Here is a 22,729-nt window from a genome sequence, read left to right on the forward strand (position 1 = left end):
ACCCCCACACGCTGGTCGTTCCCCCCGTATGGCCCTACTGTGAAGGTATGAAGGCCAAGAAGATCTTTGGAATCGTTCTCGCAGGCGGCGAGGGGAAACGGCTGATGCCGTTGACCGAAGACCGCGCTAAGCCAGCTGTACCGTTTGGAGGGCATTACCGTCTGATCGACTTCGCGCTGTCGAACCTGATCAACTCCGGTGTCACCCAGATCGTCGTGCTCACCCAGTACAAGTCGCACAGCCTCGACCGCCACGTCTCGCAGACCTGGCACGTGTCCGGGGGCCTGTTCAACTCCTACATCGCCTCGGTCCCGGCCCAGCAGCGGCTCGGTAAGCGCTGGTTCAGCGGCTCGGCCGACGCCATCCTGCAGAGCCTGAACCTCATCCACGATGAGAAGCCTGACATCGTCGTCGTGGTCGGTGCCGACCACGTCTACCGGATGGACTTCTCACAGATGATCGAGGCGCACATCGCGTCCGGTGCGCAGGCGACCGTCGCCGCCATCCGCCAGCCGATCGGCCTGGCCGACCAGTTCGGCGTCATCGAAGTGGATGCCGCCACCCCGGACCGGATCAAGGACTTCCTGGAGAAGCCCAAGGACGCCGTCGGGCTCGCCGACGCGCCGCACGAGGTCTTCGCCTCGATGGGCAACTACGTCTTCAACGCCGATGCCCTGATCGAGGCCGTGCGCCGCGACGGCGAACGCACCGATTCCAGCCATGACATGGGTGGCGACATCGTTCCCGACTTCGTCTCACGTGGTGAGGCCGGTGTATACGACCTGCAGCGCAACGACGTGCCGGGGTCGACCGACCGCGACCGCTATTACTGGCGCGACGTGGGCACCATCGACTCGTTCTTCGAGGCCCACCAGGACCTGATCTCCGCCCTGCCGGTGTTCAACCTGTACAACCAGAGCTGGCCGATCTTCAGCCAGCAGCTGAACTCTCCGCCGGCCAAGTTCGTGCGCGACAGCAAGGGCTCCCTCGGTACCGCCATCGACTCCATAGTGTCGCTGGGCTGCGTCATCTCCGGCGCGCACCTGGAACGCAGCGTCGTCGGCCCGTGGGCCGTCATCGACTCCGGCGCCCACGTGGTGGACTCGATCGTGTTCGACAGGGTGCAGATTCGTCCGGGCGCCGTCGTGCACCGCGCCATCCTCGACAAGGACGTCATCGTTGCGGAGGGCGCCGCCATCGGCGTCGACCGGGACCGTGACCTCGCGCGGGGCTTCAGCGTCACCGAATCCGGGATCACCGTGGTCGGCAAGGGCGTGCACGTCCACCCGTGATCCCTGCAGCCCGATTCCTGGTCGTCCTTGATGCCGATTCGACCCTCATCGAGAACGAAGTCATCGAGCTTCTCGCCGACGCGGCCGGTTCCCTCGCCCTGGTGGCCGAGGTGACCGACCGCGCTATGCGCGGCGAGCTTGATTTCGCGGCGAGCCTGCGGCAGCGGGTGGCCACCCTGGCCGGCCTGTCGACCGATGTCTTCGCCGAGGTGGGCGCACTCATCCGCCCCACCACCGGGGTGCACGCGCTCATCGACGGTTTACACGCCGGCGGTAGCCGGGTCGGGGTCGTCTCGGGCGGCTTCCACGAACTGCTGGACCCGCTGGCCGAGACCCTGGGCCTCGACCACTGGCGGGCCAACCGTCTCGAGGTGCGGGACGGCCGGTTGACCGGCGGTCTGATCGGTCCGATCATCGATGCCACGGCCAAGGCGCACGCGCTCACCGAATGGGCGGCCCTGGACGGCATCGACCTGTGCGGGACCGTCGCCGTCGGGGACGGTGCCAACGATCTCACCATGATGCGGGTGGCCGGCTTGGGAGTCGCTTTCAACGCCAAACCCGTGGTCCGCCGCTCGGCTGACCTGGTCATCGACACCGCCGACCTCAGCCAGATACTGCCGCTGCTGGGTCTGCGCGGCTGACCCGACCCGGGGATGCCCGGGTCGGTCCAGTCGTCTGTGGTCCGCGGCTACGGCCTAGTGGCCCATGCCCAGTCCACCGTCGACGGGGATCACGGCGCCGGAGATGTACGCCGCGTCGTCGCCGGCGATCCAACTGACCACCCGGGCGACCTCGCTCGGGGACGCGAACCTGCCGGCCGGGATGTTGCGCTTGTACTCGGCCTGCTGTGCCTCGGGCAGTGCGGCCGTCATATCGGTCTCGATAAAACCGGGGGCGACGACGTTCGCGGTGATGCCGCGGCCACCGAGTTCGCGGGTGACGGACCGGGCCAGGCCGACCAGGCCGCTCTTGGACGACGAGTAGTTGACCTGTCCGGCGGAACCGTAGAGGCCCACGACGCTGGAAATCAGCACGATCCGGCCGAACCTCGCCTTGAGCATGCCCTTCGAGGCCCGCTTCACCACCCGGAACGCTCCGCTGAGGTTGGTGTCGATGACCGAGGTGAAGTCCTCCTCCGACATACGCATCAGCAGGGTGTCCTTGGTGATTCCGGCGTTGGCCACGACGACCTCCACGGGGCCGTAGGCGGCCTCGATTTCGGTGAAGGCGGCGTCGATGGAGGCGTAGTCGGTGACGTCTGCACGCACGGTGAGGCTTCCGGCCGGGCCTTCGCCCGAGCGGGCGGTGATGGCGACCCTGTGGCCCTTGGCGAGGAATTCCTCGGCGATGGCGTAGCCGATGCCGCGGTTGCCTCCCGTTACCAGAACTGTTCGTGCGGTCGCCATGGCGCGGTCCTTTCAGTGGGAACGCCCGCCGATCGGCGGGCACAGATTCATTTAGCTTAGAGCGTCCCGTGATCGGACCCGGGGAACGGACAGTGGACGTAGTCTTGAATCAGCGCGCAGACAGGCGTAATGGGACCCCGGACGGTTGAGATCGTCACCGTCAGTTGAGCGATGGGCATGATGAAGCAGCAGCAGCAGTCGATTACGACGCTCCCTCTGTCGCCGGAGGAGGAGAGGCGACGCCGCATGATCCGGTACACCGTGACCATGGGTATCCGCATGGTGTGTATCGTGATGATGCTCTTCGTTCAGGGCTGGTGGTTGGTGGTCTGCGCGCTCGGGGCCATCCTGCTGCCGTACTTCGCGGTCATCGCCGCGAACGTGCATGGCGACCAACGGTCCCAGACCGTGCTGCGTCCCGGCGCGGTGGCCGTGCTCCCCCGCCCCGGCGCGACTGGTCCGGATGACAGCAGCACAGACGACAGCAGCGCAGACGACAGCAGCGCAGACGACAGCGCTCCACACGACAGCAAGGACCCCCGGTGATTGGATTCGGCGCAGCACCGGAAACGACCAGTTGTTCCCGCGCCGGCTGCCGGGACACCGCGCTCTGGCGCCTGGACTGGCGCAATCCCCGCATCCACGCGGAGGACCGGGTCAAGACCTGGCTGGCCTGCGACGAGCACCTCGAGTTCCTGCGCGACTTTCTCTTGACCCGCGATTTCCCGCTCCGGGTGAGCGCTCTCACTCTCGATGAAGCGGAACCGGCGTGAACGGCTGGCGATTCCTGCTCTCCAGGCAATGGGCCGGCTACCTCGCGCTCACGATCGTGTTCGCCGTCGTGTGTTCGGGGCTGGGCACCTGGCAGCTCGCCCGCCGTGCGGAGGCGCAGGCCGAGATCAGCCGGGTGGATGCGAACTTCGACGCCGAGGGGGTGCCCATCACCGAGGCCCTGCCCATGGTGGACTCCTTCGAGGAATCCCAGAAGTGGTTGCCCGTCACACTGACCGGAACCTATCTCACCGACGAGGAACTCCTCGTGCGCAACCGGCCGCTGAACATCAACCCGGGATTCGAGGTGCTCACTCCCCTGCTCCTGACCAACGGCGATGTCTTCATCGTCAACCGCGGCTGGATTCCCACCGGCGAAAACCAGAACGCACCGGACGCCGTGCCCCAGGCCCCCTCCGGTGAGGTCACCGTGATCGCCCGCCTCAAGCAGGGCGAGCCGTCATTGGCGGGGCGCAGCGCCAGCGGAAACCAGATCGCCACGATTAACCTGACCGAGATCGCCGACCGCCTCGGCACCGAGACCTACACCGGCGCGTACGGCCTGATGAAATCGGAGGACCCGGCTCCAGCCGACCGGCCGACGGCCGTCACTCGCCCGGTCCGCGATGAGGGCCCGCACCTCTCCTACGCCTTCCAGTGGTTCGTCTTCGCCCTGATGGCCTTCATCGGTCTCGGCTGGGCCGCCCGGCAGGAGTATCGCACCGTCAACGCCGACGTCCCGGAGGAGCAGGACCGGGCCGCTGAGCGTGCCCGTCGCCAGGCGGCCAGGCCGCGCAGCGATGCCGAGATCGAGGACGAGCTGATCGATCAGCGCCCTTAGCCTGGTCAGCTCGCCGGGAAACGAAAAAACCCGCCACCCCGTGAGGGACGGCGGGTTTTCTCGTGCTGCATCAGGCCAGCGTGATCAGGTCCAGGTAGTCCTTGTTCCAGTGGTCCTCCGTGCCGTCGGGCATGATGAGCACCCGCTCGGGGTTCAGCGCCTCAACAGCACCCTCATCGTGGCTGACCAACACCACAGCGCCGGTGAAGTGCGCCAGGGCATCAAGGATCTCTTCACGGCTGGCCGGGTCCAGGTTGTTGGTGGGTTCGTCGAGCAGCAGCACGTTGGCGCCGGAGACCACGATCATGGCCAGGGCCAGACGGGTCTTCTCTCCACCGGAGAGAACCCCGGCAGGCTTGTGCGAGTCGTCGCCGGTGAACAGGAACGAACCGAGCACCCGCCGGGCTTCCATCTCGGTGATGTTCGGGGAGGAGGAGATCATGTTCTGAAGCACGCTGCGCTTCACGTCGATGGTCTCGTGTTCCTGGGCGAAGTAACCGATCCGCAGCCCGTGACCTGGCACGATTTCGCCGGTGTCGGGCTTGTCCACACCGGCGAGCATCCGGAGCAGGGTCGTCTTGCCGGCACCGTTGAGGCCCAGGATGACAACTTTGGAACCACGGTCGATGGCGAGGTCGACGGCCGCGAAGATCTCCAGCGAGCCGTAGCTCTTCGAGAGGTCGGTAGCCATCAGCGGGGTACGACCGCACGGGGCAGGCTCGGGGAAGCGCAGCTTGGCGACCCGGTCGACTGCGCGCACGGCGTCAAGGCCGGAGAGAAGCTTCTCGGCGCGGGCAACCATCTGGTGGGCGGCGGCGGCCTTGCTGGCCTTGGCGCCGAACTTGGCGGCCTGCAGCTGCAGGGTCGACGCCTTCTTTTCGGCGTTGGCGCGTTCCTTTTTACGACGGTCGGCGTCGGCGACGCGCTGGCGCTGGTAGTTCTTCCAGTTCATGTTGTAGATGTCGATGACCATGCGGTTGGCATCGAGGTAGAACACCCGGTTGACGGTGTCGCCGACGAGTTCGATGTCGTGGCTGATGATGATGCAGCCGCCACGGTAGTTCTTCACGAACTCGCGCAGCCACACCACTGAATCGGCGTCCAGGTGGTTAGTGGGCTCGTCGAGGATCATGGTCTCGGCAGCGGAGAAGAGGATGCGGGCCAGTTCGATACGACGGCGCTGGCCACCGGAGAGGGTGCGCAGTGGCTGGTCGAGGATCCGGTCGGGCAGGTTCAGGTTGCTGGCGATCGACGCCGCTTCGGCCTCGGCCGCGTAGCCGCCGAGCGCGTTGAACTCGTCCGTGAGGGTGCCGTAGCGCTTCATCGCCCGTTCGCTGGTCTTGCTGTCGGTCGAGCCCATCTCGATGCCGGCCTGGGTGAGACCGAGCGAGATGGTGCCGAGCCCACGGGCATCGAGGATGCGGGTGCGCGCGAGCATGTCGGGGTCGCCGGAGCGGGGGTCCTGCGGCAGGTACCCGATCTCACCTGACCGCTCGATCTTGCCCTTGGTCGGCATGGTCTCCCCCGCCAGGGTCTTCGTCAGCGTGGTCTTGCCTGCGCCGTTCCGGCCGACCAGGCCGATCTTGTCGCCGGCGGACACCCGGAAGCTCACGTCCTCCATGAGGACGCGCGCCCCAACTCGGATTTCGAGATCTTGCACACTGAGCACAGCAATAGTCCATTCAGAGGGGAGTCGTGGGAGACGGCCGAACGTGGCCAATTCACCAGTATATTTGCTCGCGCGCCGTTTCTGAGCCGAAGTGGCGGAACCGATACTGCCGAGGCGGGTTTACCGGGCCGGCAACCGCCCGCTCGGCAGCACTCCGGGCAGCGCGGATCGCAGCCAGGCCGTGTAGGTTTCCCGCGACCAGCCCAGCCCGACAACCAGGGTGTGAAACACCTGAGGGTGACCGAGCGCCCAGATCGACGTCGCCGCCTCGTGGTCGCTCAGGCCGGACCGCAGGCCCAACTGCGCGCGGAGGGCACCGACGGCTTCGGCGTAGGCGTGCAGACTCCGGGCGGCCATGGTGACTTCGAGTTCGTGGATTTCAGGGTCGGTTCCGGCGGCCTCGTTCACCACCCGGTAGAGGGGCGCCGCCCGTTCGTTGTCGGCCGCGATCCAGCCCGCCAAGGCCCCGACGGCCGCGGCCGGTGTTGCGGCCCCGCTGATGCCGGCGGCGAGCTCGGCCACGGAACGTCCGGCGGCTCTTGATGCGGTATTGGCCGCGGCGAGAACCGCGGCAAGCACATCCACCTTTGAGCCGACGGTGTTGTAGATGGTTTGGACGGCCACGCCACCGCGTTCGGCGATGGCAGCGATCGACGTGCCCGCATAGCCGTGTTTCCGCATCAGGTCGGCCGCGGCCGTGACGATATCCCCCCGGGTGCCCGCCGTCTGAAGGTCTCGGCGGATCTGGCTGCGTGTTCGTGGGGTTTCCATCAGAATAGAATACCCCTCCATCCTTTGGCATGATGTTCCAAAGACCGATTCGGCGCGGTACCAGCCCCCTGGATTGCGCGGCGACGCTGGTTAACGCACGAACCGCGCCGGGTTACGGATGCGGTGGCATCCGTCCCGGCGCGGGACAGGTAGTGGGGGTGCTGAGGTCGGTCAGATCGCGAAGCCCAGGGCTCGCATCATGTCGCGGCCGTCGTCGGTGATCTTCTCCGGACCCCACGGCGGCATCCACACCCAGTTGATACGGAACTGCTCCACGACGCCGTCCAGCGCCTCTGCGGTCTGTTCCTCGAGCACATCGGTGAGCGGGCAACCGGCCGAGGTGAGAGTCATGTGGATGATGAGCGCATCATTCTCGTCGTCCCAACCGAGGTCGTAGATGAGCCCGAGGTCCACGACATTGATGCCGAGTTCCGGGTCCATGACGTCCTTGAGGGCCTCTTCGATCTCGTCGAAGCGCGCCGGGGTGAGTGTCGAAACCATGGCTCTAGCCTACGGGCGTCTCGGCGAGGAAGCGATCGTAGCCTTCGTCTTCCAAACGGTCGGCAAGCTCCGGGCCACCCTGCTCGGCGATCCGTCCGTCAACGAACACGTGCACAAAATCAGGCTTGATGTACCGCAGGATGCGCGTGTAGTGCGTGATCAGGAGCAGACCGAGGCCGGTGTTCTCCTTGGCGCGGTTCACGCCCTCCGACACGATCTTCAGGGCGTCGACGTCGAGGCCCGAGTCGGTCTCGTCGAGGACGGCGAACTTGGGCTTGAGCAGTTCGAGCTGCAGGATCTCGTTGCGCTTCTTCTCGCCGCCGGAGAAGCCCTCGTTGACGTTGCGCTCGGCGAAGCTCTTGTCCATGCGCAGCTTGGCCATCGACTCGCGGACATCCTTGATCCAGGTGCGGATCGCCGGCGCCTCGCCGTCGATGGCGGTCTTGGCCGTGCGGAGGAAGTTGGTCACCGTGACGCCGGGAATCTCGACGGGGTACTGCATGGCCAGGAAGAGGCCAGCGCGGGCGCGTTCGTCGACCGTCATGGTGAGCACCTCGGCGCCGTCGAGCAGGATCGACCCGCTGTCGACGTGGTACTTCGGGTGACCGGCGATCGTGTACGCCAGGGTGGACTTGCCGGAACCGTTCGGTCCCATGATCGCGTGGATCTCGCCCTCGTTGATGGTGAGGTTGACGCCGCGCAGGATCTGCTTGGTGCCCTGGTCGGTCTCGACGCTGACGTGCAGGTCTTTGATCTCAAGAACAGACATTTTTCAGTATCTCTTTCGTTGTCCGCGTGGTGCGGGCTTCAGTGTGTGGGGCCGGGTGCGGCTGTGCCTATTCGGCGGGGCGCATCAAACGGCGATGGTGACCAGAGGATCGATGAAGACGTCGCCGTCGATCAGGTCGACCTTGTAGACGGGAACGGGCTCGTAGGCCGGCAGGGTCAGGGGACGCCCGGTCTGCAGGGAGAACTTCGAGCCGTGCGCCCAGCATTCCAGGGTGTCGCCCTCGACGAAACCCTCCGACAGCGAGATGTCGCCGTGGGTGCAGGTGTCGCCGATGGCGAAGACGGCGCCGTGGGAGTCACGGACGACGGCGATGTTCACGCCGCCGATCTCAACCTTGATGGCCTCGTTGGGTTCGAGTTCGTCGAGTGCACAAATCTTGGTGGACGCCATGTTCAGTTGCCTTCTGTTCCGCGGAGCTCGTCTTCGATGGCGCCCTGCAGGCGCTCCTCGAGCGGCTTCGATCCGATGTGCTGCACGATTTCGCTGAGGAAGCCGCGGACGACGAGGCGTCGTGCCTCGATTTCGCCGATGCCCCGGGACTGCAGGTAGAAGAGCTGCTCGTCGTCGAAGCGACCCGTCGCGCTGGCGTGACCGGCACCGAGGATGTCGCCGGTCTCGATCTCCAGGTTGGGGATGGAGTCCGCCCTGGTGCCTTCGGTGAGGACCAGGTTGCGGTTCTGCTCGTAGCTGTCGGTGCCCGGCGCGGTGCGGCCGATCAGCACGTCGCCGATCCACACGGTTCGGGCGCCGGCGCCCTGCAGGGCGCCCTTGTAGGTGACCCGGCTGCGGCTGTTCGGTGCGTCGTGGTTGACGTACACCTGCTGCTCGAGGTGCTGGCCTGCGTCGGCGAAGTAGAGTCCGAACAGCTCGGTGTCGCTGCCCTGACCGGCGAGGTGGACCGACGGGTTGACCCGCACGATGCCGCCGCCGAGGGAGACGACGACGTGCTTGAGGCGGGCGTCGCGGCCGATGGTGGCGAAGTGGTTGGCCAGCTGTACGGCGTCGGCGTTCCACTCCTGCACGGTGACGACCGTGAGGTTCGCGGATTCGCCCACGATGATCTCGACGTTCTCGGAAATGCGGGCGTCGCCGGTGTTCTGCAGGATCACGACGGCCTGGCTGAACGGCCGGGCCTCGATGATGGTGTGCGCGGCACGGGGCGCGGAGCCGAGGTTCGCCCGGGTGAGCGTGATCTCCTTGGCTTCCTCGCCGCTGACGGTGATGGCCAGGGCCTTCTCGAAGGTGCTCCAGGCGTTGGCGGCGGCGCGTTCTTCCGGCGCGCCGGCGGTGCCGATGCGGGAATCCGTGCGGTCGACCCAGGAGACGTCGACGTCGGCGTGCGAAGCCGTGTCGATGTCATAGGCCGAGCCGTCCAGAACCCCGCCGGTCAGGTCGGTGAACTTGGCGACCGGAGAAAGTTTCCAGACCGCTTCCCTGCCGGTGACGGCGGGGAAGTCGGCGACGTCGAAGCTCTTGAACCTGGCGGATCTGGTCTGCACGGGGACGAAGCCGAAGCGGCCGTCCGAGTGCTCCTTGATGCCGTGCTGTTCCGCGGTGGGCAGAGCCTCTGACGAGGTAGGTGAGGACGTGGGGGCTGTTGAAGTCGAGGCGGCGGACATTTAGCCGACGGATCCTTCCATGCCCATTTCAATGAGCTTGTTGAGTTCGAGGGCGTACTCCATCGGGAGCTCCCTGGCGATTGGTTCGATGAAACCGCGCACGATCATGGCCATGGCTTCGTCTTCGGGCATGCCGCGGCTCATCAGGTAGAAAAGCTGTTCTTCGCTGACTCGCGAGACCGTGGCCTCGTGGCCGAGCTGAACGTCGTCGACCCGGATATCGATGGCCGGGTAGGTGTCCGAGCGGGACTGGGTGTCGACCAGCAGGGCATCGCACCGCACGGTGTTGGCGGAGTGGTGCGCCGTGGCATCCACGCGCACCTCTCCGCGGTATCCGGCGCGGCCGCCGCCGCGGGCGATCGACTTGGAGACGATCGAGGACTGGGTGTACGGGGCCATGTGGATCATCTTGGCGCCGGCGTCCTGGTGCTGGCCGGGTCCGGCGAAGGCGACGGACAGGGTCTCGCCCTTGGCGTGCTCCCCCATCAGGTAGATCGACGGGTACTTCATGGTGACCTTGGAGCCGATGTTGCCGTCGATCCACTCCATGGTGGCGCCCTCGGCGGCTGTGGCGCGCTTGGTGACCAGGTTGTAGACGTTGTTCGACCAGTTCTGGATCGTCGTGTAGCGAACGCGGGCGTTCTTCTTGACGATGATCTCCACCACGGCGGAGTGCAGCGAGTCCGACTTGTAGATCGGGGCGGTGCAGCCTTCGATGTAGTGCACGTAGCTGCCCTCGTCGGCAATGATCAGCGTGCGCTCGAACTGGCCCATGTTCTCGGTGTTGATCCGGAAGTAGGCCTGCAGCGGGATCTCAACGTGCACGCCGGGCGGCACGTAGACGAAGGAGCCGCCGGACCACACGGAGGTGTTCAGCGCGGCGAACTTGTTGTCACCGGACGGGATGACACTGCCGAAGTACTCCTCGAAGAACTCCGGGTGTTCCTTGAGCGCGGTGTCGGTGTCCATGAAGATGACGCCCTGGGCTTCGAGTTCCTCGTTGATCTGGTGGTAGACCACTTCGGACTCGTACTGGGCGGCGACGCCGGAGACCAGGCGCATGCGTTCGGCTTCGGGGATGCCGAGCTTCTCGTAGGTGTTCTTGATGTCGTCGGGCAGGTCTTCCCACGTCTGGGCCTGCTTCTCGGTCGACCGCACGAAGTACTTGATGTTGTCGAAGTCGATCTCGGAGAGGTCTGCTCCCCAGGTCGGCATGGGCTTGCGCTCGAAGAGGGCCAGGGCCTTCAGCCGGCGTTCCAGCATCCAGGCCGGTTCCTGCTTGAGGTTCGAGATGTCGGTGACAACCTCGGGCGAGATACCGCGGCGGGCGGAGGCGCCGGCAGCGTCGGAATCGGACCAGCCGAATTCGTAGACCCCCAGCCCGTCAAGCTCGGGTCGGTTCAGCAATACGTCAGACATCTTTACCTCTTCTCCTACCCACATCAACCCGGATATCAGTCCGGTCATTCCCGTACCGAGCGCATCGGCCGACCGTTTGGTCGGACGTGCACGGCGGTCCGCGCGTGAGTTGTGTGGATGGCTATGTTGCGTACCTAAGATGAACAGGGCCGGTCGTGCGGCGTTGGACGAGTGAACGTCGCGCACACGGAGCCCGTGAAACACCTAATTCTACAGGCTAGTGATCGTATTAGTAGTGCGACCCGGCGTATTCACATACGCGCGCACCAGCAGGGAGCAGAACCCGTGAACCGGATTATCGAGTGGTTGCCCACCCAAGTGGACCGTCGCCTGAGGGTGCTCGGCTGGGTGTACCTCGCCGCGCAGATCTTCCTGGTCGGTACCGGTGGGCTCGTCCGCCTCACCAGCTCCGGCCTCGGCTGCCCCACCTGGCCCAAGTGCACCGCCGACTCGATCGTGAACACGCCCGAGATGGGCATTCACGGTGTGATCGAGTTCGGCAACCGACTGCTGGGTGTTCTGCTCGGCCTCGTGGCGATCGCCGCGTTCGTTGCCGTGCTGAGGATGCGACGCAGCCGCCCGGATCTGTTCCGGCTCACCCTGCTGGCCGGTCTGGGCATCCCGGCCCAGGCCGTCATCGGCGGAATCAGCGTGCTCACCCAGCTGAACCCGTACGTGGTCGGGTTGCACTTCGTGATCTCCGTCGGCCTGGTCGGCCTCTGCACGGCATTCGTCTACAGGCTGTACACCACACCGGGGCCGCGCGAGCGGGTGATCCCGCTCGGATTCCTGATCGTGACGCACCTCACCAGCTTCGCCGTGGCGGTCACCATTGCCGTCGGCATCCTCACCACCGGCTCCGGGCCGCACGCGGGCGACGCCGACGCGCCCCGCAACGGCCTGGACTCGGAGCTGCTGCAGCACGTGCACAGCTGGCCCGCTTACGTCACCGTTGCCCTGACCGTCGTCCTCGTCGTCTGGGCCGTCACCCGCCGCCTTCCGGTGCGCCGCTGGGTCGTGCTGCTCCTGGCGGTCGAGATCGCCCAGACCGCCGTCGGCCTGATCCAGGCGAACCTCGGCCTGCCCGCCATCCTCGTCGGCATCCACATGGTGCTGGCCTGCGTGCTCGCGTCGGCGATGACCGCCGTGGTGCTGAACCTCAAGCAGCCCGTGGTGTCGGACGCTCCCCCGGCGCCGAAGGCTCCCGCGGAGTCCCTCGCTCGCTGACCAGCGCCGCTCACGCGCTCGCCTGCGCTCCAGGACCCTCTCGAGAGCGGTGACACGGTCACCTCGGCGTGCTCGAAGCAGCCACATCCCCGCTTTCGCGGCCGGCGTGCCCCAAGAGAGCGCGTGGCCCGGCTCGGAGCTGGGCCCGCTTAGAAGGGCAGCAGCGGGTCGACGCCCACGGCGACGAAGACCAGGGTGAGGTACGCGATCGAACCGTGGAACACCCGCATCGGCGACACGTGCTCGTGGCGGATGGCGAGGTTGTAAAGGCGGTGGGTCTCGTAGATGAACCAGGCACCCGAACCGACCGCTACCAGGGTGTAGAGCAGTCCCATTCCGGCGATGGGCACCAGCAGCAGCGAACACGCCACGGTGGCCCAGGCGTACAGGATGACCTGCAGGCCAACCTGCGCGCGTCCGCGCACCACTGACAGCATGGGCACTCCGGCGGCCTGGTAGTCGTCGCGGTACTTCATTGACAGCGGCCAGTAGTGCGGCGGTGTCCAGAGGAAGATGATCATGAACAGGATGAACGGCGGCCAGGACAGGTCGCCGGTCACGGCGGCCCAGCCGATCAGCACGGGCATGCAGCCGGCGACACCGCCCCAGACGATGTTCTGCGCGGTGCGGCGCTTGAGGATCATCGTGTAGAAGACCACGTACAGCAGGATGGCGCCCAGCGACAGTGCCGCGGCGACCCAGTTGGTGAACAGGGCCAGCCAGGCGATCGAGATGCCGCCGAGCACCCAGGCGAACACCAGGGCCTGCCGGTCGGTGAGTTCGCCGGTGACCAGCGGACGGCCCTTGGTGCGGTTCATCAGGCGGTCGATGTCACGGTCGAGGTAACAGTTGAACGCACCGGCCGAGCCCGCGCTGAGCGCACCGCCGATGAGGGTGGCGAGCACCAGCCACAGGTCCGGGATGCCCCCGGTTGCCAGGATCATCGTCGGGGCCGTCACGACGAGTAATAATTCGACGACGCGAGGCTTGGTCAACGAAATGTACGCACGGATGGTGTTCCGGATCCGTTCGTTACGATCCGTCACCCCGTGTTCGCGGGGGTTCTCGGCCATCTCGGGTGCTTCTCGTGCGCTTCGCATATTGCCGCAATTCTAGATCATCCTGCCGTCTCTCACGCCCGGGTCTTCAGTGCGACATCGCCGCAATGCTCGCGAAACAACGTCACCAAGCCGGGGTCCGTATACTTGAATGGCTCGCCAATCTAAGGTGCATGCATCCGTGAGCCACCTGAAACGGGCACTCTCTTGCGCACCTCGATGCCGATAACGACGTCGGCGGGCAATTACTCTCCAGCGGCGCGGGAAAATGAGCGTGCCGCCTTGACGGATTCAGAAGGGTCAGTTCACGTGGCAGCATTGCAGTGGGATTCCATCGACAACAGGGCAGTTGACACCGCCCGCATCCTCGCGGCCGACGCCGTGGAAAAGGTCGGGAACGGCCACCCGGGTACCGCCATGAGCCTCGCCCCGGCCGCGTACCTGCTGTTCCAGAAGGTCATGCGTCGCGATCCCGCTGACAACGAGTGGATCGGCCGCGACCGGTTCGTCCTCTCGGTCGGCCACAGCTCACTCACCCAGTACGTGCAGTTGTACCTCGGCGGCTATGGCCTCGAGCTCGACGACCTCAAGGCCCTGCGCACCTGGGGCTCCAAGACCCCCGGCCACCCCGAGTACGGCCACACCGACGGCGTCGAGATCACCACGGGTCCGCTCGGCCAGGGGCTCGCCTCCGCTGTGGGCTTCGCCTACGCCTCGCGTTTTGAACGCGGCCTGTTCGACCCCGAGGCCGCGGCCGGCACCAGCCCGTTCGACCAGTTCGTCTATGTCATCGCCGGCGACGGCGACCTGCAGGAGGGCATCACCGCCGAAGCGTCCTCGCTCGCCGGTCACCAGCAGCTCGGCAACCTCATCGCGATCTACGACTCCAACCAGATCTCGATCGAAGACGACACCAACATCGCCTTCACCGAGGATGTCGCGGCCCGCTACGACGCCTACCACTGGCACGTGCAGACGGTGGACTGGAAGAAGACCGGCGAATACGTCGAAGACGTCGCCGCTCTCAACGACGCCATCGAGGCGGCCAAGGCCGTCACCGACAAGCCGTCGCTGATCATCCTCAAGACCATCATCGGCTGGCCGAGCCCGAAGAAGCAGAACACCGGCAAGATCCACGGCTCCGCCCTCGGCGCCGAGGAACTCGCCGGCGTGAAGGAAATCCTCGGCTTCGACCCCGAGAAGACCTTCGAGGTGTCCGACGAGGTCATCGCACACACCCGCAAGGCCCTCGACCGTGGTGCAGAGCAGCACGCCGAGTGGACCGTGCGCTTCGACGCGTGGGCCGCAGCGAACCCGGAGCGCAAGATCCTGCTCGACCGCATCCTCTCCGGCGACCTGCCCGACGGTGTCGAGGCGGCCCTGCCCGTCTTCGAGGCCGGCACCGAGGTCTCCACCCGCGCGTCGTCCGGCAAGGTGCTCAACGCACTCGGCCCGGTCATCCCCGAGCTGTGGGGCGGCTCGGCCGACCTCGCCGAGTCGAACAACACCACCATCAGCAACTCCGCCTCGTTCATTCCGAGCGAGCACTCCACGGGTGAGTGGACGGGCAACCCGTACGGCCGCGTCCTGCACTTCGGCATCCGTGAGCACGCGATGGCCGCGATCCTCAACGGCATCGTGCTGCACGGAAACACCCGCCCGTTCGGTGGCACGTTCCTGATCTTCAGCGACTACATGCGCCCCGCCGTGCGTCTGGCCGCACTCATGAAGGCGCCGTCGATCTTCGTCTGGACCCACGACTCCGTCGCCCTCGGCGAGGACGGCCCCACCCACCAGCCGATCGAACAGCTCGCATCACTTCGCGCCATCCCCGGACTCGACGTGGTGCGCCCCGGCGACGCCAACGAGGTGTCCTGGGCCTGGAAGACGATCCTCGAGCGTCGCAACGGCCCGGCCGGCATCGTCCTGACCCGCCAGAACATCCCGGTGTTCGAGCGCGGAGACGGTGACGCAACCGGCGACACCTTCGCCTCGGCCAAGAACGTCGCCAAGGGCGCTTACGTGCTCGCCGAAGCACCGAACGGCACCCCCGATGTCATCCTGATCGCCACCGGTTCCGAGGTACAGCTCGCCGTCGCTGCCCGCGAAGCGCTGAAGGCTGACGGCATCAACGCACGGGTCGTGTCGGTACCGAGCCTGGAATGGTTCGAGGAGCAGTCCGCCGAATACCGCGAATCCGTTCTGCCCAAGGCGATCACCGCCCGGGTTTCGGTTGAGGCCGGAATCGCGTTGACCTGGCACAAGTACGTCGGTGACCGCGGCCGCAGCGTCTCGATCGAGCACTTCGGTGCCTCGGCCGACTACAAGACCCTGTTCCGCGAATTCGGCATCACCACCGAAGCCGTCGTCGCCGCCGCCAAAGAATCCCTCGCCGCGCTCTGAGCGCGACACCCATTAGCGCAGCATTCAAGGAGATTTGATTTTCATGACTGAAACCACCCCCACCGCCGCACTCTCGGCCGCCGGCGTCAGCATCTGGCTGGACGACCTGTCCCGCCAGCGCATCCAGTCCGGCGGACTGAAGACGCTCATCGCCGAAAAGAACGTCGTCGGCGTCACCACCAACCCGACGATCTTCGCCGGCGCGCTGAGCAAGGGCGAGGCGTACGCGTCCCAGGTGGCCACGCTGGCCGCCGCCGGCACCACCGTCACCGACGCCGTGTTCGAGATCACCACGGATGACGTCGCCGCAGCCTGCGACATCTTCCGACCGATCTACGACGCCACCAAGGGCTTCGACGGCCGCGTCTCGATCGAGGTCGAGCCCGGCTTCGCCCACGACGCCGAGAAGACCCTCGCCCAGGCTCAGCAGCTCTGGAACAAGGTCAATCGTCCGAACGCGATGATCAAGATCCCCGCGACCGTCGAGGGCCTCGAGGCGATCACCGAGACCATTGCCCTGGGCATCAGCGTCAACGTCACCCTGATCTTCAGCCTCGAGCGGTACCGCGCTGTCATCAACGCGTACCTCAGCGGCCTGGAGAAGGCCAAGGCTGCCGGCATCGACCTGTCGACGATCCACTCCGTGGCGTCCTTCTTCGTGTCGCGTGTCGACACCGAGATCGACAAGCGCCTCGCGGCCGTCGGCACCGATGAGGCCCTCGCCCTGCAGAGCAAGGCCGGCGTCGCCAACGCCCAGCTGGCCTACCAGGTCTTCGAGCAGTCCTTCACGACCGAGCGTGCCTCCGGGCTCCTCGCGGCCGGCGCCAACAAGCAGCGTCCGCTCTGGGCATCCACCGGCGTCAAGTCGGCCGACCTGCCCGACACCCTCTACGTGACCGAACTGGTCGCCCCCGAGGTCGTCAACACCATGCCGGAGAAGACCCTCGAGGCCACCTTCGACCACGGTGTCATCGTCGAAGGCGCCGTCACCGGCGCCTACGAGGCAGCCAACGCCGTCCTGGACGCCATCGCCGCGCAGGGTGTCTCCTACGACGACGTGACCCGCGTCCTCGAAGAGGAAGGCGTCTCGAAGTTCATCATCTCCTGGAACGAACTGCTGGACACCGTCACTGCAGCACTCGAGGCCGCCAAGTGAGCTTCCACATCTCGGTGAGCGGCGCGGCCGCTGAGGCCGTGCGCACCGTGGTGCCGACCCTCGTGGCCGACCTCGTCGCCTCCGGCATCACGTCGCTGGACCCCGCCCTGTGGGGCCCGGAGGCCGAAGAAGAAGCCGGCAAGCGGCTCGGTTGGACCGAGTCCGTCGTGACCTCGCGTCCCCTCGTCGCCGAGATCCTCGCTCTGCGCGAGGAACTGCACGCCAAGGGTGTCAGCCACATCGCGCTGGCCGGCATGGGCGGTTCGTCGCTCGCACCAGAGGTCATCACGCTCACCACCGGCGTGGACCTGACCGTGCTCGACGCCACCGACCCCGGCCAGGTGCTCGCGGCCCTCAACGACCGACTGGAGTCGACCGCCCTCGTGGTGTCATCCAAGTCGGGCGGGACCGTCGAGACCGACAGCCAGCGCCGTGTCTTCGAAGGCGCATTCCGGGACCTCGGTATCGACCCCGTTGACCGCATCATCGTGGTCACCGATCCCGGCTCGCCTCTCGAGGCGTCCGCGACCGAGGCCGGCTACCGCGTTTTCAACGCCGACCCGACGGTCGGCGGTCGTTTCTCGGCGCTGACCGCGTTCGGCCTGGTGCCGTCCGGTCTGGCCGGCGTCGACATCGGACAGCTGCTCGACGAGGCCGAAGCGGTCTCGTTGGCGCTGGCGGTCGACTCCGTGGACAACCCCGGGCTGATCCTCGGTGCGGCCATCGCCTCGACCAGTCCCCGCCGGGACAAGCTGGCCATCGTTGCCGACGGCACCCACATCGTGGGTTTCGCCGACTGGGCCGAACAGCTCATCGCCGAGTCGACCGGCAAGATCGGTACCGGCATCCTGCCCGTCGTGCTCGATCTTGACGCACCGGAGCTCACCGCGGCGCTGCCCGACGTGCAGATCGTGCGCGTTGTGGCGGATGCCGGTGACGAGGTCTTCGTCGACCACGACGGTGCAGACGAGATCCGCGTCAGCGGAACCCTCGGCGCGCAGTTCCTGGTCTGGGAATACGCGACGGTCATCGCCGGCCGGTTGCTCGGGATCAACCCGTTCGACCAGCCGGACGTCGAATCCGCCAAGATTGCGACCCGGGGCCTTCTGGACTCGCGTCCGGAGCCCGAACCCGCGGCGTTCATCTCCGACGGCATCGAGGTTCGCGGCACGCCCCACGTGATCGGTGCCGCGAGCGACTTGGCCAGCGCCATCGACGCGCTGCTCGAGGAACTCGGCCCCGACGGGTACGTCGCCGTGCAGGCCTACGTGGACCGTCTGGCGCTCCCCCAGCTCGCCGAGCTGCGTGGTCTGCTCGCGACGTTGTCCAAGCGCCCGGTCACGTTCGGCTGGGGACCCCGGTTCCTGCACTCCACCGGTCAGTTCCACAAGGGTGGCACCCCCACCGGTGTGTTCCTGCAGATCCTCAGCACCCCCGCTGAGGACCTCGACATCCCTGACCGTCCGTTCACGTTCGGTGAGCTCATCCAGGCTCAGGCCGGTGGCGACGCCAGCGTCCTCGCCGACAAGGGCCGCCCCGTGCTCACCCTGACGTTGACCGACCCGGCCGCGAACATCAGCACGCTGTTCAACGCGCTCCGCTAAGTCACGTCTTCGCGCCGTACCGCATAAATCCTCGAAGGAGCTGCATGTCCCCGGTGGAAATCACCCCGGAGTTCAATCCGTTGCGTTCGCCCTCCGACTATCGCCTGAACCGGATCGCGGGGCCCTCCAGCCTCGTCATCTTCGGCGTTACCGGAGACCTGTCGCGGAAGAAACTCATGCCCGCCGTCTATGACCTGGCCAACCGGGGGCTTTTGCCGCCGGGGTTCGCCCTCGTCGGGTTCGCCCGCCGGGATTGGGACAACCAGGACTTCATGCAGGTGGTGCACGACTCTGTCAAGGAGTACGCACGCACCGAGTTCCACGAGGATGTCTGGGCCCAGTTGGCCGAGGGCATCCGCTTCGTGCCGGGCACCTTCGACGACGACGCCGCGTTCGAGCTCCTCAAGGAAACCATTGAGGAGCTCGACCGCGAGCGGGGAACCATGGGCAACCATGCGTTCTACCTGTCGATCCCCCCGAAGGCGTTCCCCCAGGTGACCGAGCAGCTGCGCAGGTCCGGCTTGGCGGAGCAGAAGAACGGTCAATGGCGACGTGTCGTCATCGAGAAGCCGTTCGGTAGCGACCTCAAAACGGCTCGCGAGCTCAACGACGTCGTCGAGTCGGTCTTCCCGGCCGATTCGGTGTTCCGCATCGACCACTACCTGGGCAAGGAGACGGTGCAGAACATTCTGGCGCTGCGCTTCGCGAACCAGTTGTACGAACCGATCTGGAACGCCAACTACGTCGACCACGTGCAGATCACCATGGCCGAAGACATCGGCGTCGGCGGACGTGCCGGCTACTACGACGGAATCGGCGCCGCCCGCGACGTCATCCAGAACCACCTCCTGCAGCTGTTGGCCCTCACCGCGATGGAGGAGCCCATCTCCTTCGACGCCGCCGACCTGCGCACCGAGAAAGAAAAAGTCCTCGCCTCCGTGCGCCTGCCGGAAGACCTGGCAACGGGGACCGCCCGTGGCCAGTACGCCGGCGGCTGGCAGGGTGGCGAGAAGATCCTCGGGTTCCTCGAGGAAGACGGCATGAACCCCGAGTCGCTGACCGAAACCTACGCCGCTCTGCGCCTCGAGATCGACACCCGGCGTTGGTCGGGTGTGCCGTTCTATCTCCGCGCCGGCAAGCGCCTCGGCCGCCGGGTCACCGAGATCGCCGTTGTCTTCAAGCGGGCACCGCAGTACCTCTTCGAGAAGAGCCAGACGGCCGCACTGGGCGAGAACGCCCTGGTCATCAGGGTCCAGCCCGATGAGGGCGTCACGATCCGGTTCGGCTCTAAGGTTCCCGGTGTCGGCATGCAGGTGCGCGACGTGACCATGGACTTCGGCTACGGTCACGCGTTCACCGAAGCCAGCCCCGAGGCTTACGAACGTCTGATCCTGGACGTGTTGCTGGGCGACCCGCCGCTCTTCCCCCGCCACGAGGAAGTCGAGTTGTCCTGGAAGATTCTCGACCCGATCGAAGAATTCTGGACCACCCAGGGCCAGCCGGAACAATACCGACCCGGAACCTGGGGGCCCGCATCAGCCGACGAACTGCTGTCACGAGACGGCCGGAACTGGAGACGCCCATGATCGTCGATCTGCCGGACACCACCACGGCCAAGATCTCCAAGGCACTGGTGCGCATCAGGGAAGAGGGCGGCGCTGTCGCCCTCGGCCGGGTGCTCACCCTCATCATCGCGGCCGAGCTCGGCCACGAGGAAGATGCCATCGAGGCCGCGAACGATGCGTCACGTGAGCACCCGATGCGGGTCATCGTGCTCTCCACCCAGGCAGAGGGCACCGCAGCGCACGAACCCAGGGTGGACGCCGAGATCCGGGTCGGCGGAGACGCCGGCGCGAGCGAGGTCATCGTGCTGCGCGCCTACGGTGACGCCGCCAGCGACCCGGAGAGCCTCGTCACCGGACTCCTGCTGCCCGACGCCCCCGTCGTGGCGTGGTGGCCCGGCGAGGCCCCTGCGGTGCCCGCCGAGTCGCCGTTGGGACGCATCGCCTACCGGCGAATCACCGACGCGTCCGCTCAGCCCGACCCGCAGGCCGCTCTCACGCGCATCTGTTCCACCTACCGGCCGGGTGACACCGACTTCGCCTGGACGCGGTTGACCCTGTGGCGTGCTCAGCTCGCCGCGGTGTTGGACCAGCCGCCGTACGAGTCCATCACCGCCGTGTCCGTCAGCGGTGCGCTGGACTCCCCCTCCACCACCCTTCTCGCGGCCTGGTTGCAGCTGCAGCTGCAGGTGCCGGTCGACTACGAACTCACGTCGGGCCAGCACGCGAACGGCATCCACGGCGTGCACCTCACCCGGGCGTCCGGGGTGATCTCGCTCGAGCGCGAGGTCCCCGGCATCGCCACCCTCACGCAGTCCGGCCAGCCCGTGCAGGACCTGACCCTCAAGCGCCGCAGCCTGCGCGACTGCCTGAGCGACGAGCTGCGCCGCCTCGACCCCGACGAACTGTACGGCGAGGTCATCACCCGCGGCCTGCCCCAACTGGCGGGTCCCACCACATCGACCGGAGACCACTCATGACACACGACAGGCGCGTGCTCGTACACGCCGACAAGTCGGCCCTGATCGACTCGGTCGCCGCCCGATTCATCACCAAGATGGCCGACATCCTGCACGAGCAGGGACACGCCCACGTGGTCCTGACCGGCGGAACCGTCGGAACCGGTGTGCTCGAAGCCATCAACGCCTCCCCCGACCGCGACAGCGTGGACTGGGCCAAGATCGACTTCTGGTGGGGCGACGAGCGCTGGGTTCCGCGCACGCACGCCGACCGCAACGAGGTACAGGCGCGTGCGGCATTGCTGGACCATATCGACATCCCCGCAGCGAACGTGCACTCGTTCCCGGCGTCGGATGAGGGCCTGGACCTGGATGCCGCCGCCGATCGTTACGCGGCCGAGCTCAAGACCCAGGCGGCACCGGATTCTTTGGTGCCCCAGTTCGACGTCACTTTCCTCGGGGTCGGGCCTGACGGCCACATCGCGTCGCTTTTCCCGCACATGCAGGGTATCCGGGAGAACGACCGCACGGTCATCGCGGTGCTGAACTCCCCCAAGCCCCCTTCGGAGCGGCTCAGCCTCACCCGATGGGTGATCAACTCGTCCGAGCGCATCTGGCTCGTTGTGTCCGGCACCGACAAGGCGTCGGCGCTCGGCCTGGCGCTGGCCGGCGCGAGTCGTGACGAGGTGCCCGTCGCCGGCATCCGCGGTCGCCACTACACCGATTTCTTCGTCGACGGCGAGGCCGCCGCGGAGGTTCCGGAGAACCTGATCGCTCAGCCGCACTGAGCCCGTCAGACACTGAAAAAGCGCATCGGTTCCTCGGAACCGATGCGCTTTTTCTTGTGTCAGCTAGTTGGTGGCGCTGAGCTTCCCGCGACGCACCCGAAGCTGCTGGAGAGCCTCCTCCAGGAGGGATTCCGCTTCCTCTTCGGTGCGGCGTTCCTTCACGTAGGCCAGGTGCGTCTTGTACGGTTCCAGCTTGACCACCGACGGCGGGTTCTCTTTGTCGCGACCGGCGGGGAGTCCCGACGACGGGCAATCGATGGTGTCGGGGATCTCTTCGTCAGGCAGGTTGGCGGCGAAGTACCGAACGGTCTCGTTGCCGAGTGCGTCCCAGTAGGAGACGCGGATGCGATCAGCGTGAAAACCACGGTCCTGCTCGCCCATGGGGCCGGCTCCGACTCGCGAGCCGCGAATTGCGCTTCCACCAGATGCCATTGTGTTCCTCCGCTATAAAAACTGTTCGGCGTGTTCGGGTTGTACTGCTGCGTTCCGGTCCCGCCGTGGGTGACCGGATACGGTTGGCGTCGCGGGTGGGGTCCCGCGACGCTACGACGTCGTTAGGCGCCGGTATCGAATTTGGTGATCAAGCCCAGCACGACGATGCAGGAAATCCACAGTACGGCCAGGATGATGGTGATGCGGTTGAGGTTACGTTCCGCAACGCCGGAGGCCCCGAGGTTCGAGGTGACCCCACCGCCGAACATGTCGGATAGACCCCCACCGCGCCCCTTGTGGAGCAAAATGAGCATGGTGAGCAGGAGGCTCGTGATGCCGAGCAAAACCTGCAATACAACCTGGAGAATCTCCACGCGAAACCTTTCACAAAACGATGGGCGCTAGAGCTCCACCAAGACCACTGGCAATTATAGCCTGACGGCAAACAAAACCCGCCG

At 66.3% G+C, this 22,729-nt stretch carries 23 protein-coding genes; 12 read left to right on the plus strand and 11 right to left on the minus strand.

The genetic code is table 11. The annotated features are described in order from the left end of the window. Positions 1-47 precede the first annotated feature (47 nt). Together E3T22_RS10010 and serB are read left to right on the plus strand one after the other, a co-directional pair. Entirely contained in the window at positions 48-1,292 is a 1,245-nt protein-coding gene (locus tag E3T22_RS10010; protein WP_088456226.1) for a glucose-1-phosphate adenylyltransferase, read from the plus strand. Beyond that, complete coding sequence (gene serB, locus E3T22_RS10015; protein WP_103479485.1) at positions 1,289-1,936, plus strand: phosphoserine phosphatase SerB; 648 nt, start codon at positions 1,289-1,291, stop codon at positions 1,934-1,936. Before E3T22_RS10010 ends, serB begins: the two co-directional genes overlap by 4 nt. Before the next feature lie 54 nt (positions 1,937-1,990). Here the strand turns inward: serB and fabG are convergent, their stop codons facing one another. Then, entirely contained in the window at positions 1,991-2,701 is a 711-nt protein-coding gene (fabG, locus tag E3T22_RS10020) for a 3-oxoacyl-ACP reductase FabG (RefSeq protein ID WP_134480021.1), read from the minus strand. A gap of 177 nt (positions 2,702-2,878) precedes the next feature. Between fabG and E3T22_RS10025 the strand changes: the two genes are divergently transcribed. The 3 genes from E3T22_RS10025 to E3T22_RS10035 are packed head-to-tail and all read left to right on the plus strand — an operon-like array spanning position 2,879 to position 4,313. After that, complete coding sequence (locus E3T22_RS10025) at positions 2,879-3,247, plus strand: DUF3099 domain-containing protein (RefSeq protein WP_241983658.1); 369 nt, start codon at positions 2,879-2,881, stop codon at positions 3,245-3,247. Further along, complete coding sequence (locus tag E3T22_RS10030; protein ID WP_088456229.1) at positions 3,244-3,474, plus strand: hypothetical protein; 231 nt, start codon at positions 3,244-3,246, stop codon at positions 3,472-3,474. The genes E3T22_RS10025 and E3T22_RS10030 overlap by 4 nt, the downstream gene beginning before the upstream one ends. Further along, the gene (locus tag E3T22_RS10035; RefSeq protein WP_134480023.1) at positions 3,471-4,313 is read left to right on the plus strand and encodes an SURF1 family protein; all 843 of its coding nucleotides are present in this window, start codon (positions 3,471-3,473) and stop codon (positions 4,311-4,313) included. The genes E3T22_RS10030 and E3T22_RS10035 overlap by 4 nt, the downstream gene beginning before the upstream one ends. Before the next feature lie 70 nt (positions 4,314-4,383). On the opposite strand, the gene E3T22_RS10040 is transcribed toward E3T22_RS10035, so the two are convergent. From E3T22_RS10040 to sufB, 7 genes are all read right to left on the minus strand, one after another. Then, positions 4,384-5,982: an ABC-F family ATP-binding cassette domain-containing protein gene (locus tag E3T22_RS10040; protein ID WP_088456231.1), complete on the minus strand. Its 1,599-nt coding sequence runs from the start codon at positions 5,980-5,982 to the stop codon at positions 4,384-4,386. Positions 5,983-6,102: 120 nt separating this feature from the next. Then, positions 6,103-6,753, minus strand: coding sequence for a TetR/AcrR family transcriptional regulator (locus tag E3T22_RS10045; protein ID WP_166789293.1), 651 nt, complete (start codon positions 6,751-6,753; stop codon positions 6,103-6,105). A gap of 171 nt (positions 6,754-6,924) precedes the next feature. Further along, complete coding sequence (locus E3T22_RS10050) at positions 6,925-7,254, minus strand: metal-sulfur cluster assembly factor (RefSeq protein WP_088456233.1); 330 nt, start codon at positions 7,252-7,254, stop codon at positions 6,925-6,927. A gap of 4 nt (positions 7,255-7,258) precedes the next feature. Further along, positions 7,259-8,023, minus strand: a complete 765-nt coding sequence (sufC, locus tag E3T22_RS10055; RefSeq protein ID WP_088456234.1) for a Fe-S cluster assembly ATPase SufC — start codon at positions 8,021-8,023, stop codon at positions 7,259-7,261. Positions 8,024-8,107: 84 nt separating this feature from the next. Continuing rightward, a complete protein-coding gene (locus tag E3T22_RS10060; protein WP_088456235.1) occupies positions 8,108-8,434 on the minus strand; it encodes a non-heme iron oxygenase ferredoxin subunit in 327 nt (108 codons plus the stop codon). Positions 8,435-8,436: 2 nt separating this feature from the next. Then, positions 8,437-9,663 carry a Fe-S cluster assembly protein SufD gene (gene sufD, locus E3T22_RS10065; RefSeq protein ID WP_134480027.1) on the minus strand — a complete coding sequence of 409 codons (1,227 nt, stop codon included), beginning with the start codon at positions 9,661-9,663 and terminating at the stop codon, positions 8,437-8,439. Next, positions 9,664-11,082, minus strand: a complete 1,419-nt coding sequence (sufB, locus tag E3T22_RS10070; RefSeq protein WP_088456237.1) for a Fe-S cluster assembly protein SufB — start codon at positions 11,080-11,082, stop codon at positions 9,664-9,666. A gap of 285 nt (positions 11,083-11,367) precedes the next feature. Between sufB and E3T22_RS10075 the strand changes: the two genes are divergently transcribed. Continuing rightward, complete coding sequence (locus E3T22_RS10075) at positions 11,368-12,309, plus strand: heme A synthase (RefSeq protein ID WP_088456238.1); 942 nt, start codon at positions 11,368-11,370, stop codon at positions 12,307-12,309. Positions 12,310-12,458: 149 nt separating this feature from the next. Here E3T22_RS10075 and E3T22_RS10080 read toward each other — a convergent pair whose 3' ends face one another. Further along, positions 12,459-13,382 carry a heme o synthase gene (locus tag E3T22_RS10080; protein ID WP_088456239.1) on the minus strand — a complete coding sequence of 308 codons (924 nt, stop codon included), beginning with the start codon at positions 13,380-13,382 and terminating at the stop codon, positions 12,459-12,461. Positions 13,383-13,676: 294 nt separating this feature from the next. Between E3T22_RS10080 and tkt the strand changes: the two genes are divergently transcribed. Genes tkt through pgl form a run of 6 tightly spaced genes read left to right on the plus strand, consistent with a single transcriptional unit; the run spans position 13,677 to position 21,839 of the window. Next, the gene (tkt, locus tag E3T22_RS10085; RefSeq protein ID WP_088456240.1) at positions 13,677-15,770 is read left to right on the plus strand and encodes a transketolase; all 2,094 of its coding nucleotides are present in this window, start codon (positions 13,677-13,679) and stop codon (positions 15,768-15,770) included. A gap of 43 nt (positions 15,771-15,813) precedes the next feature. Next, positions 15,814-16,926, plus strand: coding sequence for a transaldolase (tal, locus tag E3T22_RS10090; RefSeq protein WP_088456241.1), 1,113 nt, complete (start codon positions 15,814-15,816; stop codon positions 16,924-16,926). Beyond that, a complete protein-coding gene (locus E3T22_RS10095; protein ID WP_134480028.1) occupies positions 16,923-18,530 on the plus strand; it encodes a glucose-6-phosphate isomerase in 1,608 nt (535 codons plus the stop codon). Before tal ends, E3T22_RS10095 begins: the two co-directional genes overlap by 4 nt. 44 nt (positions 18,531-18,574) lie before the next feature. Beyond that, the gene (zwf, locus tag E3T22_RS10100) at positions 18,575-20,116 is read left to right on the plus strand and encodes a glucose-6-phosphate dehydrogenase (RefSeq protein ID WP_088456243.1); all 1,542 of its coding nucleotides are present in this window, start codon (positions 18,575-18,577) and stop codon (positions 20,114-20,116) included. Continuing rightward, positions 20,113-21,072, plus strand: coding sequence for a glucose-6-phosphate dehydrogenase assembly protein OpcA (locus tag E3T22_RS10105; protein WP_088456244.1), 960 nt, complete (start codon positions 20,113-20,115; stop codon positions 21,070-21,072). The genes zwf and E3T22_RS10105 overlap by 4 nt, the downstream gene beginning before the upstream one ends. Beyond that, positions 21,069-21,839: a 6-phosphogluconolactonase gene (gene pgl, locus E3T22_RS10110; RefSeq protein ID WP_134480030.1), complete on the plus strand. Its 771-nt coding sequence runs from the start codon at positions 21,069-21,071 to the stop codon at positions 21,837-21,839. The genes E3T22_RS10105 and pgl overlap by 4 nt, the downstream gene beginning before the upstream one ends. Before the next feature lie 63 nt (positions 21,840-21,902). Here the strand turns inward: pgl and E3T22_RS10115 are convergent, their stop codons facing one another. Both E3T22_RS10115 and secG read right to left on the minus strand, forming a co-directional pair. Beyond that, on the minus strand, positions 21,903-22,271 hold the full coding sequence (locus tag E3T22_RS10115) for an RNA polymerase-binding protein RbpA (RefSeq protein ID WP_066595496.1): 369 nt from the start codon (positions 22,269-22,271) through the stop codon (positions 21,903-21,905). Between the two features lie 122 nt (positions 22,272-22,393). Further along, a complete protein-coding gene (secG, locus tag E3T22_RS10120) occupies positions 22,394-22,645 on the minus strand; it encodes a preprotein translocase subunit SecG (protein WP_066595498.1) in 252 nt (83 codons plus the stop codon). Positions 22,646-22,729: the final 84 nt, after the last annotated feature.

It is taken from the genome of Cryobacterium sp. TMB3-10 (assembly GCF_004402305.1).
GTDB lineage: Bacteria > Actinomycetota > Actinomycetes > Actinomycetales > Microbacteriaceae > Cryobacterium > Cryobacterium zongtaii.